A 17446-nucleotide genomic window follows, 5' to 3' on the forward strand; every position below is an offset into this window, starting at 1 on the left:
GCGATTTCATTTCGAGATTGAAGCAGACAGAGTGCTCCGTCGTCATCCTGAAGAGAGCAGCAAGTTTGGATCGGTGGCTAGTGTCGTGACGGTCACGTCATGTAGTCTTGGGTGATGCAGTGCGAGCGCCATCAGATGGTCGCATGTAGGCTGGAAGCGGCGGAGCAGCCAGTGTGCGGGATCGCCGGCCAGTTCGTCGTCGAACCGGATCGACAACGGATCAAGTGTAAATGCGAAGGAGTCCAGCGGCTGTGCCAGTCCCTTGCCGATCGCTTTCACATAGGCTTCCTTGAGGGTCCAGAATGTCAGGAAGACCTCATGGGCAAGTTCCGGTGCAACGGCCGCCAGATGCGCGCATTCGGCGGGCGCGAAGAAGTGCTCGGCGAGATCGATGGCGGGTTTTCGGTCGAGCCATTCCACGTCGATCCCCACATCATGGTCCAGTGTCAGCGCCGCCGCCGCCAGTCCGTGCGTATGTGATAGATTGAGACGCAACCGGGGACCGGAATGCGGTGAGATGACTTCCGGCTTGCCGTGATCTTCGGTCGTGAAGCGCCAGCCGGTCGGGTCGCCGCCGGCATAGGTTGAGAGCAGGCTGCGCCCAAGAGCATGCGCCGCGATATAGGATGAACGGTCGCGCTGGAAATGAAAACGAGCGGCGCGGGCGCGCTCGGTGTCATCGAGCAGCGCTTCCAGTTGCGGTAAATGCCCTTCGGCGATGTCCGTGCCGAGCCACCAGACGACGACTTCGTCGCTTGCCATCATGCATCGAACTCCTGCTGGCGCCTCGTCTCTTGCCAATTGCTTATCGAAAACGGATGCTGATGTATGCCCCCGGATTTTCCCGGTCTTTCAGGCGGCCGACATTGCTATGTCAACCGCCCTGCCCATACTCTCAGCCGTCGATGATGGCGACGGCCCGTGTCCAACCGGCGGAGGCGCGCTCGATCTTGACGGGGAAGCAGCTGATCTTGAAGCCCGTCGAGGGAAGCGCTTCGAGATTGTGCAGTTTCTCGATATGGCAATAGCCCCGGTGCCGTCCCGCCTTGTGGCCTTCCCAGATCAGGGAGGCGTCGCCGGTCGAGGCATATTTTTGGGCGGTATGGATGAAGGGCGCATCCCAACTCCAGCCATCGGTGCCGGTCACCTTCACGCCGCGCTCCAGAAGATACATGGTTGCCTCATATCCCATGCCGCAACCGCTGGCGACATAGTTATCCTGACCGAAGCGTTTGCCGGCGGACGTGTTGACGACGACGATTTCCAGCGGCTTCAGCGTGTGACCGATCCGTTCAAGCTCGGCCTCGACATCCTTTGCCGTGACGACATAGCCGTCTTCGAAGTGACGGAAGTCCAGCTTGACGCCCGGTTGAAAGCACCATTCCAGCGGGATCTCATCGATCGTCAGCGCCGGCAGGCCGTGATCCATGGTGGAATGATAGTGCCAGGGAGCATCGAGATGGGTGCCGTTATGGGTCGTAAGGGTAACGCGCTCGACCGCCCAGCCTTCGCCGTCCGGCAGGTCTTCGGCGGCAAGGCCCGGGAAGAACGGCAGGATCTGTGAAAGGCTCTGCTTGTGGTCGATATATTCGATATGCGGGATCTGGACCGGAGGATCCGCCGGGATGTCATTGGCTATGGGCACCGACAGATCGACAATGGATTGCGTCATGATTTGCGTCTTCCTCAATTCCGCCTGTCGGTTCTAATCAATACCGACCATACTCTGGCCCCAACCGGGTACTTCCTTAGCCCCTTGGTCCCGGGCCGAAAAGTCATTGAGGATTGCAAAGCCGCAGACGCACTCTCGCGCAGTCGAGGCATTGATGTTTGCTGTCAACCCGCCCGTCGGAATGCAATTTGCGCCGCCCTGTTCAAGGCGACCGGAAGCACCGACATGTGATTTTCGCCCGCATATTCTTCGAACACCACTTTTCCCGGCAGCGTTGCCGAAGCCGCCAGCCGCAGGGCCATGTCTTGGGCATATCCCACCGTGCGGGTTTCCCTGGCGCGCTCCTGCCGTTTCTGTTCCTCGGGCGTTCCCTTGTGAAAGGGCGCCAGCACCTCGCCCTCATACTGGCCGGCGGACAGATGCAGCTCGACGTCGAGGGAAGTCTTATGCTCTTCGAGGAACATTTTTTCCGCCGCAAGGATTGCCGCGTCTTCCCAGAATATCGCCGGGCTTGCCGCGACCCATCGGTTAAAGGCGGCCGGTTTTGAAAACAGGGCGTAGAGGGCAAACAGCCCGCCGAAGGAATGGCCGAACAGCGTCTGGCGGGAGCGGTCGATCGGCACCTGCGCCTCGACCCAGGGCTTCAGCCGCTCCTCGATAAAGGTCAGGAACTCGGCGCCGCCGCCTGTCCTGACATCCGGTGTGTCGGGAAAGAAGGGTGGATAGACCCGGCCGGGAGGCGGGCTCAAATCCCAGGAGCGCCGCAGCGGATCATAGGGTTGATCCATGGGATAGCCGATGGCGACGACGACGCCGTCGCAGACATTGGTCCCGTTCGGATAGGAAGCTTGCACCTTCAAGGTATCGACCGCCGTCGCGAAGCAGGCGTTGCCGTCCGTCAGATACAGAACGGGCCATCCCTCGGGCGGGGGTGTCTTGGCGGGACGGTAAAGAAAGATACGATAGGGCTCGTTGGCATTGCCGGAGCTGAGATCGGCAAAACTGGCGTCGGCGATCGTCACGGGCGCAAGCGACGCCTCTGTCGCGCTGGATGACGGGTTGGGCATGTTCTCTCCGCGGGGTCGATCGACCGATAGAGCCGAGCGGTTCCTCCGGGAATCACGCGGGCGACTCGAAATATGATTGAATTCCTCATATTATTTCGACAATGCTCTGACAAGCAGATGATCGTTATCCGTGATCACAACTAAAAGTCGATAAACCCAGTGAGATTCAATGCTGATCCGTGCGTCTTTCAACGGATTCGAGACATCCGAGATCAAAAATGGTAAAAAGATGACTATTTCAATCATGTATTCTTGACGAAGTCCGGTATGACGATCTAGTTTGCGCCATCTTTTCAGGAATGGGTGGACAGGGCTCGTTATGGCATTTAAATCATTCAATAATATCATTTACTTAAAGAGAGATAGATTCTATCTGGCGCGCACGACGACAGCGCTTGTCACGGTGCTTGCATTGAGTGGGAATGCCTTTGCCCAGGACTCGTCAGCCAATGGGAGTGCAGGCAATGCAACGCAACTCGCTCCGATTGTCGTTAACAGCAATACAAGTGATGCGAGCGATAATTCAACCGTCGCGGCCAAGAAGAGCAAGGGCGCCACGAAGATCGATACGCCGCTGGTCGAGACGCCGCGATCCGTTTCCGTGATCACTAAAAAAGAGTTGGAAGAGCGCGGCGCCCAGGACATCATTGAGGCAGTGCGCTATTCCGCCGGCGTCCAGACCGGATCCTATGGTTTCGATCCACGCTTCGATCAGGTCTATATCCGCGGCAATGACGTTACGACCACGGGTGATTTTCGCGATGGTCTGCGCCAACCCTATATGAACTACGGGATGTTCCGCACGGATCCCTATTCGCTCGACCGGGTGGAAGTGATCAAGGGGCCGACATCCGTGTTTTATGGCCCAGGCTCGCCGGGCGGCATCGTCAACAAGATCTCGAAGCTGCCGACGGATGAGACGATCCGGGAGGTCGGTGCCGTCTATGGAACATCGGACCGTGCCCAGACGATGTTCGACTTCGGCGGCCGGGTCAATCAGGACGATGACAGCATGCTGTACCGGATCGTCGGTCTGGCGCGAAAGGGCGACACCAATTTCGATATTGCCGACGATCGCTATTTCATACAGCCGTCCTTCACCTGGAAACCGGACGATGCCACGAAATTCACGGTTTACGGCTCGGCACAGTCCACGGAAGGCGATGCCAATGTTGGTGCGCTGACCGGCCCCGACGGCAACGTCCTCAAATTGCGCGCGAGCGATCCGGACTATGACTATCAGAAGACGCGCCAACAGCAGGTCGGCTACCAGTTCGAGCACGAGTTCGACGGCGGCTTCACTTTCCGCCAGAATCTGCGCTATTCTCATCTGGATCTGAAAGCGCGCTATCTCGCCGTCTACAGCTGGACCGGTAATGTCGCTCATCGCGGCGCGAGTGCGATCAGCGATACCATGAACGTCTTCCAGGTCGACAACCAGCTTGAATCGAAGTTCGATACCGGTCCGGCCGCCCATACCGTGCTGTTCGGCTTGGACTACACCCATATGAACGATTCTTTCGCATATGGGTTTGATTCGACGGCCAGCGCGGCCTACGACTTCGACATTGATAACCCGACTTATGGGGTATCCGGCCCGACACCGGACTATAATTACAGCCGGGTCGGCGCCAGCATGCGGCAAATCGGCGCCTATGCGGTTGACCAGATCGAACTCGACAAATGGCGCTTCACGCTCGGCGGACGTCAGACCTGGGTCAAGCAATCGTCGGATACGACCTACGTATCCTCCGGAACGAGCACGGACGACAGCCTCAGCAAGAACGCGTTTTCAGTCCAGACCGGCGCGCTCTATCTCTTCGACAACGGCATTGCGCCCTTCGCCAGCTATTCGACCTCCTTCGATCCGGTCACACAGCGATCCGCCTCCGGCAGCATCCTGGATCCGACAAAGGGCGAACAATATGAGCTGGGTGTGAAATATCAGCCGCCGGGCACCGACATTCTGTTGTCCGCCGTTGCCTATAATCTCGTCGAGAAGAACAAGCCCGTCCTGGTCGATCCGCTGACACTGGTCTATGCCTCGCTCGGTGAGGTCACCAACAGGGGTATTGAGCTGGAGGCCAAGGCGAACGTCACAGATGGTTGGGATGTGATTGCGGGCTATTCCTACAATCATTCCGAGATCACCGCCGGTGACGACACAGGTAACGCACCCGCGGTTACGCCGAAGAATATCGTCAGCTTGTGGTCGAACTATACCTTCCAGGAGGATACGGCTGCAAACGGCCTCACGGTCGGCACGGGCATTCGCTACACGGGCAAGACCTATACCAGCACGGCCAACACCGCCAAGAACGATGCAAGCTTCTATCTGGATGCGGCGCTCTCCTATGATTTCGGTGCAATCGACCAGAAATACAAAGGCCTGACGGCATCCGTCGACGTCCGCAACATCGCCAACCGTCGCCTGACGGTCTGCAACGAGGGCTATTGCTACCTGGGTCAGGGCCGCAACATCACCGCTTCGCTCAAGTATCGTTGGTAACATGACTTGCGCGTCGCCCTTTATGTAGAGGGCGACGCGTCTTGTGCCGCCAGGCTCCATTCGCCTGAAAGCGATAATCCCTGGCGCCCACTACCGAATAATGGTGCATCCCGCTTGCGGCGGAAAATTGCAATGGCTGTGATGTTCGTTGTAAATAGTCCGACCGCTTGATCTTGGAGGAGATGCAGCATGGACCGATTCACGGGCGGTTGCCTGTGCGGCGACGTCCGCATCGTGGCGTCGGGGCTCCCATATCGGGTCGGCCTTTGTCACTGTCTCGACTGCCGCAAGCATCACGGCGCGCTTTTTCACGCTTCAGCGATATTCCCTCAGGATGCGGTGACGGTTGAAGGCGAAACGCGTGACTACGCCGGGCGGTTTTTCTGCCCCCGCTGCGGCTCGCCCGTTTTCGCACGCACCGCGGATGAAATCGAGGTGAACCTGGGGTCCCTTGATGCTCCCGACCAGCTGATGCCAACCTACGAACTCTGGACCATCCGCCGCGAAGCCTGGCTGCCGCCGTTTCCGCTCACGAAAGGATACGACCGTGATCGTGACGACACGAGTCGCTTTGAGGAATAGGTCGCACGTCACATGCCTGGGACGCCTCCAGGATTTTTGTCTGCTTCATGACGTACCGACTGATTGGGAGGTCGGCAATATATCCTGGCGGGCTGCAACAACAGCCCGCCTTTCTGCTTTTTCTACTCAGGCAAGATACTGGCCGCCATTGGCGGTCAGCGTCGATCCGGTGATGAAGCCGGCCTCATCGGAGGCGAGGAACACCACGCATCGCGCGATTTCCTCGGGTTCGCCGAGGCGGCCGACCGGTATCTGCGGGAGAACGTGTTCCTTCAGCACCTTTTCCGGCATGGCCCGAACCATCTCCGTGCCGATATAGCCGGGGCAAACGGCATTGACGGTGATGCCCTTTGCCGCACCTTCCTGTGCCAGCGCTTTCGTGAAGCCAAGATCGCCGGCTTTCGCGGCCGAGTAATTGGCCTGGCCGAGCTGGCCCTTCTGCCCGTTGATCGAGGAAATATTGATCACCCGGCCGAAGTTCCGTTCGCGCATGCCCGGCCATACCGGATGGGTCATGTTGAACAGCCCGCTCAGATTTGTGCTGATGACCGCATTCCAGTCCTCGGGCGCGATCTTGTGGAACATGCCGTCACGGGTGATGCCGGCATTGTTGACGAGCACGTCGATCGGCCCGAGATCGTCCTCGACCCGGGCAATCCCGTCCTTGCAGGCCTGATAATCGCGAATGTCCCATCGGTAGACCGGAATGCCGGTCTTTTCCCGAAACGCACGGGCGACGTCATCATTGCCGACATAGCTGGCCGCAACCTTGTAACCCGCCTCTTGCAGAGCAATGGAAATTGCCGCGCCGATCCCGCGCGTTCCTCCCGTTACCAAAGCGACCCTGGTCATGTTTTTCTCCCTGCCATTTTTGTGTGAATCCGGTTTGGATATCAACCGGGACAGAGGGGCGCCTTGGTCATCGCGCTCTCCTTCTGCGAAGCAGCAGGATCAAGAGCAGCGGTGCTCCGACCAGCGCCGACACCAGGCCCGCCGGGATCTGATAGGGAAAGGCGATCATTCTGCCGAACCAGTCGGCGAGCACCATCAGTCCGCCGCCGGCCAAGGCTGCGCCGGCAAGCTGTGGCATGGCGCGCCGCATTCCGAGTTCACGCGCCAGATGCGGACCCATCAGGCCGATGAAGCTCAAGGGGCCGACCACGAGCGTGGCGGCGGCGGTCATGGCGGCCGCCAGCGAAAAGAGGCAGCCACGCGCGAGATTGACGCGAATGCCGATTGCCTGCGCGGCCTGCGGGCCGAGCGGCAACAGGTCGAGCCAGCGCCGGGCGAGGAATGAGAGCGTCAGGCCAATGATGGCGGCGATCACGGCTGCGGCTGCCTTCGGCGTGTCGACCAGATAGGTCGATCCGCTCATCCACTGCATGACGGTCATGGCGCGGGGATCGCCGCTTGCGGCGAGAACGCTGATCGAGGCGTCCAGCATCGCGCCGAGCGCGATCCCTGTCAGCAGGACGCGTTCCGGCGCAAAACCCGACCGCATGCCGAAGATGAAAATGGCGATGAGCACGGCGAGTGCGCCCAGTCCCCCGAAGCCGAGCTGAGCCGCCATGCCCGGGGCCGGCAGGAGAAAGAGCGCGGCGGTCACGCCGATGGTCGCGCCGGCCGATATGCCGAGCACTTCGGGGCTTGCCATTTCATTGCCGGTGAGGCGCTGCAAGATCGAACCAACCGCCGCGAGCATCATGCCGGCGGCAAAGGCGGCGATCACGCGCGGCAGGCGGTAGGGCAGCACATCCGGCCAATTCAGGTAGGCGAGAATGTTCCATGCTCCGTCCGGCGCGCGTCCGAAGAAGATCGCACCGGCGACGAGGATGAGGAGAAGAACACTTGCTGCGGCAATAAGGGCGGGCGAGACGTGTTCGAACCGGCCCCTTGTCTCCGGAGAGGCTGGTACACCCCGCTGCGTTACCCGAAGACGCGGCAGCATCAGCAGCAACAACGGCGCGCCGAGAAAAGCGGTGACGGCGCCTGTCGGCAGAAAGGTCGAGGAGTCTGTGTTCAAAAATACCAGGGCCTCGTCGGTCAGAAGCAGCAATCCGGCGCCGATCAGGGGCGACCAGATAAGCTGGCTCTTCATCTGCCGCGCCCCGGCAAGACGGGCGATCCCGGGGGCGATGAGGCCGATGAAGCCGATAACGCCGACCGCGCTGGTGACGATTGCTGCGAGCGCGATGGCGATGCAGACGGCGGTGATGCGGGTTCGCTTGACCGAGAGCCCGAGCCCGCTGGCGCCGCTGTCTCCAAGTTCCATGAGCGATAGCGGTCGCGCCATCAGGATGGCGAGGATTGCAAGAGCCGCGATCTTGGGAAGCAGTGATAACGGTATCGTCCAGCTCTGCTGTGCCAGGGATCCGGCGCCCCAGATGAACAGGCCGGAAAGATAGCGGTCGTTCATCAGAACGAGAATGGCGGCAAGCGCGCCGCTCCAGACGCTGACGATTAGTCCGGCAAGAACCAGCGCGAAGGGCGAGAAGCCGCGCCGTGCGCCGATCAGAAAGACAACGGCGGCGGCCGCCGCGCTGCCGAAGAGAGCGACGGCGTCGCGGCTCAATCCCCCAAGTGCCGGAAAGGCAAGCATGGCGGCAACGAGTGCGAGGTTGGCGCCGGCGGAGATGCCGAGCGTCGTCGGCGAGGCAAGCGGATTGCGCAACACCTGCTGGAGCAGGCTTCCCGCCAGCGCCAGCGCCGCGCCGGAAATAAGCGCGGTGACGATCCTCGGCAGGGTCGAATAAAGAAGCAGCATCCGGCGCGGATCATATCCGGTGTCCTGCGCCGTCAGGCGCGAGAGGTCGGGCGAGATCTGATGCCAGGCAAGCAGGCTGGCGAGCAGCAGAAGTCCGATCGCCACGGCCGGTGCGCCGAGGCTATTGTCTGAATGGATACGCATCAGGCCGCCTTCTCGAGATGCTCAAGCAGAATGCCGGCGAAGCGCTCCGCCTCCTGCACCATGCCGAACATGAGCGTGCCGGGGAGAACCGAGATCCGCCCGGCTTTCACGAAGGGCAGGCTGGTCCACAAGGGGCTCTCCTCCAGGCCTGACAGGATATTGGGGGGAATGAGCGGTTCGAAGACGATCAACCGCAGGTTCTGATCGAGTGACGCCAGTTGCTCGATGCCGATCGTCTCGAAACCCCAGAAATTGCCGCTACCCGTCCAGGCGTTCTTCAGGCCGATCCGGGTCATGACGTTCTGGTAGAGGCCGGCGCCGCCATAGATGCGGGCATGATGCTGATCGACGAAACTGACGAGCGCCAGCGGCGGCGGCGACAGCTGTTGGACTCGCCGGGCGCAATCATCGAAGAAGCGGTCCGATCTTGCGAGGAAATCAGCCCCCTGCGGCTCGCGGCCGATCGCCGTGGCCAGCGCCTTGGTCGCCTCGATGGAGCGCGGCAATGCTTCTCCGCCTTCGGCGTAGATCGTCAACTCCAGAACGGGCGCGATCGGCTCGAGGCGTGGTTTGAGGGCCGCCAGATAGGGTGTCGTCAGGATCAGGGCCGGCTTGAGGCTCGCCAGGATCTCAAGATTGATTTCCCAGGCGGTCCCCAGATCAACGACGCCGGATGGCATTTTCGGTTCCACCACCCATTTGTCCCAATCGGCAAGCGAGACGATGGCAGCCGGTGTCACCCCGAGCGCCAGAAGGGTCGAGGCCAGGCCGTAATCCAGCGAGACGATCGGGCCGGACATTGGCGATGCCGCGCGCCCGATCCGGGGAGCGGCGAGCATCGCGGCGGCGGCGATCAGGGCGTTGCGGCGCGACAGCCTGAAGATGTCGAGAGGTCCGTCAGATGACATAGGCGAGCGGGGTTCCGTGCACGGGATGGGCGGTGACGCCCATGTCCGCGCCATAAATGGCATGAAGGGTTTCCGCTTTCATCAGGCTTACGGACGGGCCGGCGGCAATCAGCCGTCCTGCCTTCAGCGCATAGAGATGATCGCAGAAACGCGATGCGATATTGATGTCGTGAAGGACGAGAATGGCGCTCAGGTTTTTTGTGCGGCACAGCTCGTGCACGAGGCCCAGCACCTCCATCTGGTGCGCGATATCAAGCGCGGAGGTCGGCTCGTCGAGCAGAAGACAGCGACTGTCCTGCGCGATCAGCATGGCGATCCACACCCGCTGGCGCTCGCCGCCGGACAGCGTGTCGACCATGCGGCTCGCCAAGGTATCGACATGGGTGAGCCGCAGGGCGGTCTCGACCTTTTCCCGGTCGAGGTCGGTAAAGCGGCCAAGCGCCCCGTGCCAGGGGTAGCGACCGGAGGCCACCAGTTCCCTGACCGTCATGCCGGCGACCGAGGTTGTGTCCTGCGGCAGATAGGCGACGGCCCGGGCGAAGGCGCGCGCATCGTAGGAATCGGCGGGGGCGCCGTCGAACAGCACCTGGCCGCCGCTCGGCTGGATCTGCCGGGCGAGCAGCTTGATCAGGGTTGATTTCCCCGAGCCGTTATGGCCGATCAGGCCCGAGATCTCGCCGGCTCTGAAGCTGAGATCGAGCGGATGAAGGATGGTTCGGCCGTCCACGTCGAAACGCAGTTTCTCTGTGGTGAAGACGGCGGGCTGTTCGTTGGAAGGTTCGATGGCCGTTTCGCTTTTAAGTGACGTGATCAACTGATGGCCTCTAGCGGTTTGACGAAGAACAGGCATGGATGACCTTCACCCCAGAGCGTCGGAAAGATCTCGGCGCGGATGAAGCCGTTTTTGTCATAGAAGGCGCGCGTTGCGTCGTACTGAGGTTCGCCCTTCCCACGGGGCGCTAGCGTCTTGACCGTCAGTATCTTGCAGCCGGCTGTGCGGGCGCAATCCTCGGCGGCCGCAAGCAGCCGCTTGCCGATGCCGCTGCGGTGGTAGGCGCGCCTTGTGGCGATGACCAGTATTTCCATGGCGTCGGGCGGATGGGATTGCATCGCCACGAAACCGGCGACCCTGTTCTTGTCGACGCAGCCGAACATCGGCAGCGACTCGATCGCCTCTGCGCATGCCTCTATGACGGCGGGTTCACTGAACCAATCGGTCAGTTCCGACATGATCTCGCGGCAGATATTGCCCTTGTCGCTGGTGATCTCTATCGCATCCTGGATTTGCCCACGCTCATCTGAGAGGGCGAAGCTGTTTCCGGACATAGCGGCATCACACATCGTCAGGCCCTCATTTCTCTAGGTCTCGGCGAGCGATGGCGCCCATGGTTACCATAGGATTCCGTCGTCTGATCGGCATTCAGCGATATGGCCGCAAGGCAGCGCGAGTGGGCATCCCGAAGCAATCCGCAAACGAGCGCGCAGGAAACGCCGGCCTCTTTCGCGATGATGTTTTGTGGGACGTCGTCAAAATAGTGTTCCTCATAGAATTTCCGCGTTCTGGCGGGCATCGCCTCGACCGTGCATCGAAAGGCCTCATACGCCTCGGTTTCGAGCAGCCGCTCTTCGGGGCTACCATAGGCCGAGGTGCTGCCACCGACCTGCTCTTCGACGAACAGGCCCCTTTCATAGCGCAGCCGGCGCATGTGATCCCTGGCGAGATTGCGGACCATACGCATCACATAGGGTGCCGGCGCAGCAATGTCGGACTTGAGCGGCTTGGAGACCAATTGAAGGAGGACTTCCTGAACGACGTCTTCGGCAAGCGTCATGCAACCGGTGATCCGGCGGGCGCTGGCCAATAGCTTAGGGTAGGCGAGGAGTGCTGCTTTGAGCTGTTCATTTGATATCGACTGCGAAGGATTGACCACCATGTCGGGTTCTCTCTGAAATCCAAAGTTGCATTTCGATGTACCCCTCTGTTTTGGCGCACCCTAAAAAACATGATAATAGTAGTCAACATAAAAACGAGGAAGTACGCGCTTCCTGCCTTGTTTCGCTATATCCTATTAATTTTATTGGATTTTATTGGGGGAATCTTCGATTGGTACAATACCCTTTCCAGGTGTTCGGATCGGTTCAAAGCTCTTTTGGGTGCTTATAGTGACCCTTGGGCGAGGGTCAGCTGCCAGGAAATGACGGGCTCCGGAATGGATCAAAACACACTCATGGGGCCTTAAGGTTGAACTACTTTCGATTGTGTTTATCCGGCCGAATTTCGCTCTCGGGCGATGGCATCTGCAATTAAGCGTCCACCGCGCAGACCCAAGCCCTGGTGCTCGGTCCGCGCGATGTTTTTGTGAGCACTACAGGGCGTCTATTCCGCCGCCTGTCCCATATGTGCGGAGAGGAGCGAGGCTTGCCCCTGAGATTCCCACTGAACGATCGGATCGAGCTGATCGAGGTCGAAATGTGCCTTGCCGAGCAGGGCGTTGGCGATGACCGCGCTTCGCCAGGCGGCGAGGCTGAGCTGGGGTTCGGCGATCCCGTGGCTGTGGCGCCCGGCATTCAGCACGAAAATCCGGTTCTCGCGCGGACCGTCCCATGCCACGGAGAAATCACTTTCGAGAACAGGCTCGCCGATGGAGTTTACCGCAATCCGATCCTGAAGCGATGCCAGGAAGTCGGGGAGTACGAAGCGATACCCGGTGGCAAGCACGACCATGTCGACTTCGATCGTCTCGATGCTATCGTCGAAGCCGTTGCGCATGGTCAGTTCGATCTCGGGACCATTGCTTAGGGCTGAGATGACGTCGCGATACGGGCGCAGGGCTATTCCGTGGTCAGCCCCGTCGAGCTTCCTTTCATAGAGGCGGCGATAGAGCTTCTTCAGCGTCGATGGGGAGACGCCGTCGCTGGCAAGTACCTGCCGGCGGGTATGGGTCAGCCGCAGATCCTCGGGCAGGCCATGGAAGCGCTCCATATAGCCGGGCGTGAACAGCTCGTTGGTGAAGGGCGTAGCATCGAGCGGCTCGAAATTGGGCCGGCGGCTGAGCCAGTGGATCGAGGAAACCGCTTTCAGATCCATGAGGGCATCGACGATCTCCGCTCCGCTCTGGCCGCCGCCGATCACGGCAACGCGCGGCGCCTTCAGATCGCCAAGGCGCAGAGCGGCCTCGCTGCTGTGGAAGGCGAGCGACTTCGGCAGTCTTTCGGCCCATGCCGGCCGCGCCGGAATCTTGCCGACGCCGACCGAGAGGTTGCGGGCATGGATCTGCGCATTGTCGGTGGCGACCGAGAACAGGCCATCGGCCATCTGAACGTCACGCATGCTGGTGCCGAAGCGAAGCGACGTCAGCCCGCGCGCCACCCATCCGAGATAATCGGCAAATTCCCTGCGCGGAACCGCCTCATATTCGGCGTTGAGAAACTGATAGAAACGCTTGTGCGTCACCAGGTAGGAAAGGAAGCTCCATGGGCTTGTCGGGTTGGTCGCGGTCACCAGATCCTTGAGGATGGATGTCTGCATTTCCGCGCCGGGGAGCATCATGCCCGGATGCCAGGCAAAAGATGGCCGCTTTTCGAAGAAGCGGACCGACAGCGCCGGAATGGAGTCCAGCTGGGCAGCAAGGCTGAGGTTGAACGGACCAATTCCGGCCCCGGCGAGGTCGAGCACTTGAGATGTCATGAAGCAGCTCCAGAATGATATCGGAAAGAAAGATTATTTGGCTTTGCGCGTGGACGCGGATGTCGTCTCGAAGGCTTGGTCGAGCCGTCTCGCAAAGCGCTGATGGAAGGGTGTCTTGCCGATGATCGTCAGATGGTTGGTGCCGGTGACGATCTCGGAGGCCGTGGCGTTGGGCGAATAGCGGCGCCAGTCGATGACGTTCAGTGATCGTGTCAGCGAGTCCTCGGCGGCAAAGGCGTGAATGCGGAAATCAGCCGGCTGCAGCTGATAGTTCCGGAAAATCATCGCATTATCGATCAGGATCCAGAATGTGTGTTCCTCGGAACCGATGTCCGGACCGTCCGACGGCAGCACGACGTTATGCTTGACGATATGGTTGAGGAACTGTTCGTAGACTTCCTCGTCCATCGCCGAGAACAGCCTCATCCAGTCCTCGCGCATCGGCGTTGTCGCGAGCCAGCGCTGGACCTGTTCATGGATTCGATCCCGGACGCCGTCGTTGAAGCGCGGCATGATACCGAGGGTGAATTCCTCGTCCATGTCGCAGACATCCACCATGCCGATCATGCGAAGGTCGATGTCATTCCCGAGCTGGCGGGCGGCTTCATAGGCAAGCAGGCCGCCCCAGGACCAGCCGAGGAAGGCGCATGGGCGCCCCTTGGCCTGTTTGCGAACGGCTTCGGCATAGCGCGCCGTGACATCCTCGACACGGGTGCTCAGCGTCTTGCTTTCCGTTAGCGAGTAGCAAATGAAGCCGGTCGCCGGCTGTTCCGGGCCGAGATAGTCGACAAGACGCATGTATTCGCGCGTGCTGACCAGCAGGCCGGGGAAGCAATAGAGGAGCGGCCGGTCGCCGCCGCGCCGCAGGTAGACCATGTCGACGCCCGCTTCGTCGCGCGTGCCCTCGATGGCGATCGCCAGGTCGCGGATGGTCGGATAGTTGAACATGTCGGCGATGGTCAAAGGCCATTCCGGATGGCGGGTCTTCAGGCGGGAGACGATACGCACGGCGGCGAGCGACTGGCCGCCTATGTCGAAGAAGTTCTCGGTGACGCCGATTTCCGGAATATCGAGAATGTCTTTCCAGACATTGAGGATCGCTTTTTCCTTGTCACTTGCGGGTGCGACCATGTCCCGGTCTATCCGGGGAGCGGGCAGCGCGCTTCTATCCAGCTTGCTGTTTGGACCCATCGGAAGCTTGTCTAGCAGCATGATTGTCTGCGGCACCATGTAGTCCGGCAGGGCAGTCATCGCGGTGCGACGCAATTCCGTCACGCTCAGCGTTTCGCCTTCGCGCGGCACGACATAGGCGACCAGCGAGCTGCGCCCTCCTTCGTGATGCAGCAGCACCACGACGTCGGCGACGCTTTGGTTGGATCTGAGTACCGCTTCGATCTCGCCGGGCTCGATACGGTAGCCGCGCAACTTGATCTGATGATCGACGCGCCCGGCGAACTCCACGATGCCGTCCTCACGCCACCGGCCAAGATCGCCAGACTTGTAAAGCCGGCCGCCATTATCGGAGAACGGGTCGGGAATGAAGCGCTCTTCGGTCAGTTCCTGCTGCCCCTGATAGCCGCGCGCCAGGCCGCTGCCACCAATATGGATTTCACCGATCACGCCGACCGGTACGGGAGCAAGGTCGGCGTCAAGCACATAGATGCGCCTGTCGCCGACGCCCCGGCCTATCGGCGCGACGGTCCCCTCGAAACGAGTGCCTGCGGGGATCTTCCAGATCATTGGGGTCATGATCGTTTCAGTCGGCCCGTAGCCGTTGATCAGCATCTGCGCCTGCAGGTTTTCGGTGATCATGTCGAACACCGCCTGCGACAGCGCCTCGCCGCCGAACGAATAGAGTCTCAGCCTCGGTATTTCGCTGTTCTCGCCGGCATATTCGGCAAGACCGCGCACATAGCTGGTGGGAAGGCTGGCATTGTTGACGCCGTGCTTGCGCATCATCGCGAAGGCGTCTTCCGGGGTTGCCAGCTTGTCCTGCGTCAGCACCACGCCGCCGCCGGCCATCAGGGGCACCATCCAGCGTTCGTGGCCGCCATCGGAGGTGAAGGGCAGCACCGGATATTCGCAGGATGTCTCGCTCATTTCGTAGATGCGCAAGGTCGCCTTGCAATGGTGGGCAAGCGGACCATGCTCGACGGCGACGCCCTTCGGCACGCCCGTCGATCCGGATGTGTAGATCACATAGGCGAGTTGCCGTTCCGCGATGGTAACGGCGGGTGGCTCGATGCTTTCGGCTGTGAGATCGGTTTTGTCGAGATTGAGCATCGGCGTGGCAATGTCGGTCGGCAGATTGGCGATGGACCGCGTGCGGGAAATGATCAGCGAAAGCCCGGGCGCGCTGAGGATATGCCGGTTGCGCGCTTCGGGATGATCCGGCTCGACGGGCGTGAACGCACCGCCCGATTTCAGGACCGCGAGAATGGCGATGATCGCGTCGATCGACTTCTCGAGAGCGATCGCGACCCGGTTTTCGGGTCCGAGACCCATCGCGACGAGACGATTGGCCAGTCGATTGGCGGCGGCTTCGAGCTCGCCATGCGTTATGGATTTTTCACCCTGCGCGACGGCGAAGGCATTTGGCCGCCGTCTCGCCTGCGCCGCGATCACCTCATGGATTGGCACACCATCGTCCGCTTCCGGCTGGTCCGGATAGGGTGCGGAAAGCCTGTCGAGTTCCTCGCGCGAGACGAACGGGATATTTTTGATTGATTGATCCGGGTGGCTGCGAAGCTGTTCCAGCGCCGTTGCCAGATCATTCGCAAAACGGGCGATATGCCCGCGCTCGTATTTCTGCGGATCGAAACCGAACCGGATTTTTGCGCGGTTGCCGGAGAGATAGGAAACGGTGATGACGAGTTCGGCGTCGCGGCGGGCGGGCGGCTCGGCAAGGGTGCGAACCGCCGCTGCCGTCTCGAAATGGAAAGCCGGCCTGATGTCGAGCAGCGTCTTGACGAGGCTCGTGGTGTCGAAAAATTCATCGCGCCGCAGCAGGGCTTCGGCCAATCCCTCGAAGGGGAGGGCCTGCGCGGCAGCGGTTTCCATGTCGGCCGTAAGCGCCTTGCGGGTCTCTCGGAGCGTCATCGCGCCGTCGATCTCCGAGGTGACGATCAGCACATCTTCCGTGCGGGCCGTTACCATGGCCCTTTCTGGTCTCGTCACCAGACCGATCCGTTGCGTGCCGTATCCCGAATAGCGGCGCAATGCCACGGCGAGAGCTGCGGGCACATCGCTGGAGAGTTCGACGTATTTCGGGACCGGTATGTCGAGCACATGTTCGTACCAGCCGGCGTCTTCGATCTCTTTGGCGATCGTTGCCTGGGGCGTGAGAGCGGCGATGTTTTCCTGCGCCTTCAGCCGCCGGAACCAGAAATCCACCCGTTCGGCGGAAGGATTGCAAGGAGCCGCATGGTCGATCATCCATGCGGCAGCCTTGGGAAGTGCTGTTTCGGCAAGATCGGTCCCCGCAGCGGAGAGACCGCCGATATTCCGGAGGAAATCACTCGCAAGCCGGTCGAGCGCCACGCTATCGCCGATGACCGCATGCAACGAGAACAGGACGCCGACGGCTTGGTGCCCGGTGATGAAGAGCACGAAACGGGCCGGATGCACTGCCTGCAGGTCCACCAGTCGTTGTCTTTCTTCTTCGGCCGCGGCCGGCAACGCTTCCTTGATGCTTTCGTCGTTGGAAAGGTTGCGTTCGACGATCTCGATACGTCCTGTGTCACCCAGGCTCTGATAGACGATCCCGCCGGGCCGCGCCTCGAATTTGCGGGCGATCAGGGGATGATATTCCGACAGGGCCGCGAGCGCCTTGCGCGCCGTTGATGCTTCCACCGCGGCAAATCCAATCCCGAGGATCTGTCGTCCGAACACGGCTTCGTTGCCGGTCTCGGACAGAAGCCAGATCCGCGATTGCGCCGGCGATAGCGGACACGTCGCGATGTGATCCGAACTATTTGCCGCCGTGGCATTCCTGTCGTGAAGTGTCATATCTTGCAGTTCTCCGAGTTGCGCTTGAAGTAGCAATCGAATTCGCGAAATTATTCTTGCTCGTAATTTCGCGCATGGCGAGTACTTATAAGTATATCTTTAGA

13 protein-coding genes are annotated in these 17446 nt (G+C 60.6%); 2 read left to right on the plus strand and 11 right to left on the minus strand.

The genetic code is table 11. The annotated features are described in order from the left end of the window. Nucleotides 1–42: 42 nt before the first annotated feature. From AC1RO0_RS27090 to AC1RO0_RS27100, 3 genes are all read right to left on the minus strand, one after another. On the minus strand, nt 43–765 hold the full coding sequence (locus tag AC1RO0_RS27090; protein WP_498595652.1) for a 4'-phosphopantetheinyl transferase family protein: 723 nt from the start codon (nt 763–765) through the stop codon (nt 43–45). Nucleotides 766–895: 130 nt separating this feature from the next. Continuing rightward, nucleotides 896–1672: a cyclase family protein gene (locus tag AC1RO0_RS27095; protein ID WP_498595653.1), complete on the minus strand. Its 777-nt coding sequence runs from the start codon at nt 1670–1672 to the stop codon at nt 896–898. 164 nt (nt 1673–1836) lie between these two features. After that, entirely contained in the window at nt 1837–2739 is a 903-nt protein-coding gene (locus AC1RO0_RS27100) for an alpha/beta hydrolase (protein ID WP_498595654.1), read from the minus strand. Between the two features lie 319 nt (nt 2740–3058). Here AC1RO0_RS27100 and AC1RO0_RS27105 point away from each other — a divergent pair, with 319 nt between their 5' ends. Together AC1RO0_RS27105 and AC1RO0_RS27110 are read left to right on the plus strand one after the other, a co-directional pair. Next, a complete protein-coding gene (locus AC1RO0_RS27105; RefSeq protein WP_498595655.1) occupies nt 3059–5248 on the plus strand; it encodes a TonB-dependent siderophore receptor in 2190 nt (729 codons plus the stop codon). A gap of 189 nt (nt 5249–5437) precedes the next feature. Beyond that, nucleotides 5438–5830 carry a GFA family protein gene (locus tag AC1RO0_RS27110; protein WP_498595656.1) on the plus strand — a complete coding sequence of 131 codons (393 nt, stop codon included), beginning with the start codon at nt 5438–5440 and terminating at the stop codon, nt 5828–5830. Between the two features lie 126 nt (nt 5831–5956). Here the strand turns inward: AC1RO0_RS27110 and AC1RO0_RS27115 are convergent, their stop codons facing one another. The 8 genes from AC1RO0_RS27115 to AC1RO0_RS27150 form a co-directional block, all read right to left on the minus strand. Continuing rightward, the gene (locus AC1RO0_RS27115) at nt 5957–6682 is read right to left on the minus strand and encodes a beta-ketoacyl-ACP reductase (RefSeq protein WP_498595657.1); all 726 of its coding nucleotides are present in this window, start codon (nt 6680–6682) and stop codon (nt 5957–5959) included. 67 nt (nt 6683–6749) lie between these two features. Next, nucleotides 6750–8738 carry a Fe(3+)-hydroxamate ABC transporter permease FhuB gene (gene fhuB, locus AC1RO0_RS27120; RefSeq protein ID WP_498595658.1) on the minus strand — a complete coding sequence of 663 codons (1989 nt, stop codon included), beginning with the start codon at nt 8736–8738 and terminating at the stop codon, nt 6750–6752. After that, nucleotides 8738–9646, minus strand: coding sequence for an iron-siderophore ABC transporter substrate-binding protein (locus AC1RO0_RS27125; protein ID WP_498595659.1), 909 nt, complete (start codon nt 9644–9646; stop codon nt 8738–8740). Before AC1RO0_RS27125 ends, fhuB begins: the two co-directional genes overlap by 1 nt. Further along, nucleotides 9636–10460, minus strand: a complete 825-nt coding sequence (locus AC1RO0_RS27130) for an ATP-binding cassette domain-containing protein (RefSeq protein WP_498595660.1) — start codon at nt 10458–10460, stop codon at nt 9636–9638. The genes AC1RO0_RS27125 and AC1RO0_RS27130 overlap by 11 nt, the downstream gene beginning before the upstream one ends. Then, entirely contained in the window at nt 10457–10987 is a 531-nt protein-coding gene (locus AC1RO0_RS27135) for a GNAT family N-acetyltransferase (protein WP_498595661.1), read from the minus strand. Before AC1RO0_RS27135 ends, AC1RO0_RS27130 begins: the two co-directional genes overlap by 4 nt. A gap of 2 nt (nt 10988–10989) precedes the next feature. After that, nucleotides 10990–11580 carry a sigma-70 family RNA polymerase sigma factor gene (locus AC1RO0_RS27140; protein ID WP_498595662.1) on the minus strand — a complete coding sequence of 197 codons (591 nt, stop codon included), beginning with the start codon at nt 11578–11580 and terminating at the stop codon, nt 10990–10992. A gap of 443 nt (nt 11581–12023) precedes the next feature. Next, nucleotides 12024–13334: a lysine N(6)-hydroxylase/L-ornithine N(5)-oxygenase family protein gene (locus tag AC1RO0_RS27145; RefSeq protein WP_498595663.1), complete on the minus strand. Its 1311-nt coding sequence runs from the start codon at nt 13332–13334 to the stop codon at nt 12024–12026. A gap of 33 nt (nt 13335–13367) precedes the next feature. After that, nucleotides 13368–17342 carry an amino acid adenylation domain-containing protein gene (locus AC1RO0_RS27150; protein ID WP_498595664.1) on the minus strand — a complete coding sequence of 1325 codons (3975 nt, stop codon included), beginning with the start codon at nt 17340–17342 and terminating at the stop codon, nt 13368–13370. Nucleotides 17343–17446: the final 104 nt, after the last annotated feature.

Source organism: Rhizobium sp. GW821-FHT14E12 (genome assembly GCF_058803745.1).

What these genes read in the sequence shown, in the direction of transcription:
- AC1RO0_RS27145 (WP_498595663.1), bottom strand. Translation starts at nt 13,334, where the DNA reads ATGACATCTCAAGTGCTCGACCTCGCCGGGGCCGGAATTGGTCCGTTC.
- AC1RO0_RS27105 (WP_498595655.1), top strand. Translation starts at nt 3,059, where the DNA reads ATGGCATTTAAATCATTCAATAATATCATTTACTTAAAGAGAGATAGA.
- AC1RO0_RS27150 (WP_498595664.1), bottom strand. Translation starts at nt 17,342, where the DNA reads ATGACACTTCACGACAGGAATGCCACGGCGGCAAATAGTTCGGATCAC.
- AC1RO0_RS27095 (WP_498595653.1), bottom strand. Translation starts at nt 1,672, where the DNA reads ATGACGCAATCCATTGTCGATCTGTCGGTGCCCATAGCCAATGACATC.
- AC1RO0_RS27135 (WP_498595661.1), bottom strand. Translation starts at nt 10,987, where the DNA reads ATGTGTGATGCCGCTATGTCCGGAAACAGCTTCGCCCTCTCAGATGAG.
- AC1RO0_RS27090 (WP_498595652.1), bottom strand. Translation starts at nt 765, where the DNA reads ATGATGGCAAGCGACGAAGTCGTCGTCTGGTGGCTCGGCACGGACATC.
- fhuB (WP_498595658.1), bottom strand. Translation starts at nt 8,738, where the DNA reads ATGCGTATCCATTCAGACAATAGCCTCGGCGCACCGGCCGTGGCGATC.
- AC1RO0_RS27115 (WP_498595657.1), bottom strand. Translation starts at nt 6,682, where the DNA reads ATGACCAGGGTCGCTTTGGTAACGGGAGGAACGCGCGGGATCGGCGCG.
- AC1RO0_RS27110 (WP_498595656.1), top strand. Translation starts at nt 5,438, where the DNA reads ATGGACCGATTCACGGGCGGTTGCCTGTGCGGCGACGTCCGCATCGTG.
- AC1RO0_RS27125 (WP_498595659.1), bottom strand. Translation starts at nt 9,646, where the DNA reads ATGTCATCTGACGGACCTCTCGACATCTTCAGGCTGTCGCGCCGCAAC.
- AC1RO0_RS27100 (WP_498595654.1), bottom strand. Translation starts at nt 2,739, where the DNA reads ATGCCCAACCCGTCATCCAGCGCGACAGAGGCGTCGCTTGCGCCCGTG.
- AC1RO0_RS27140 (WP_498595662.1), bottom strand. Translation starts at nt 11,580, where the DNA reads ATGGTGGTCAATCCTTCGCAGTCGATATCAAATGAACAGCTCAAAGCA.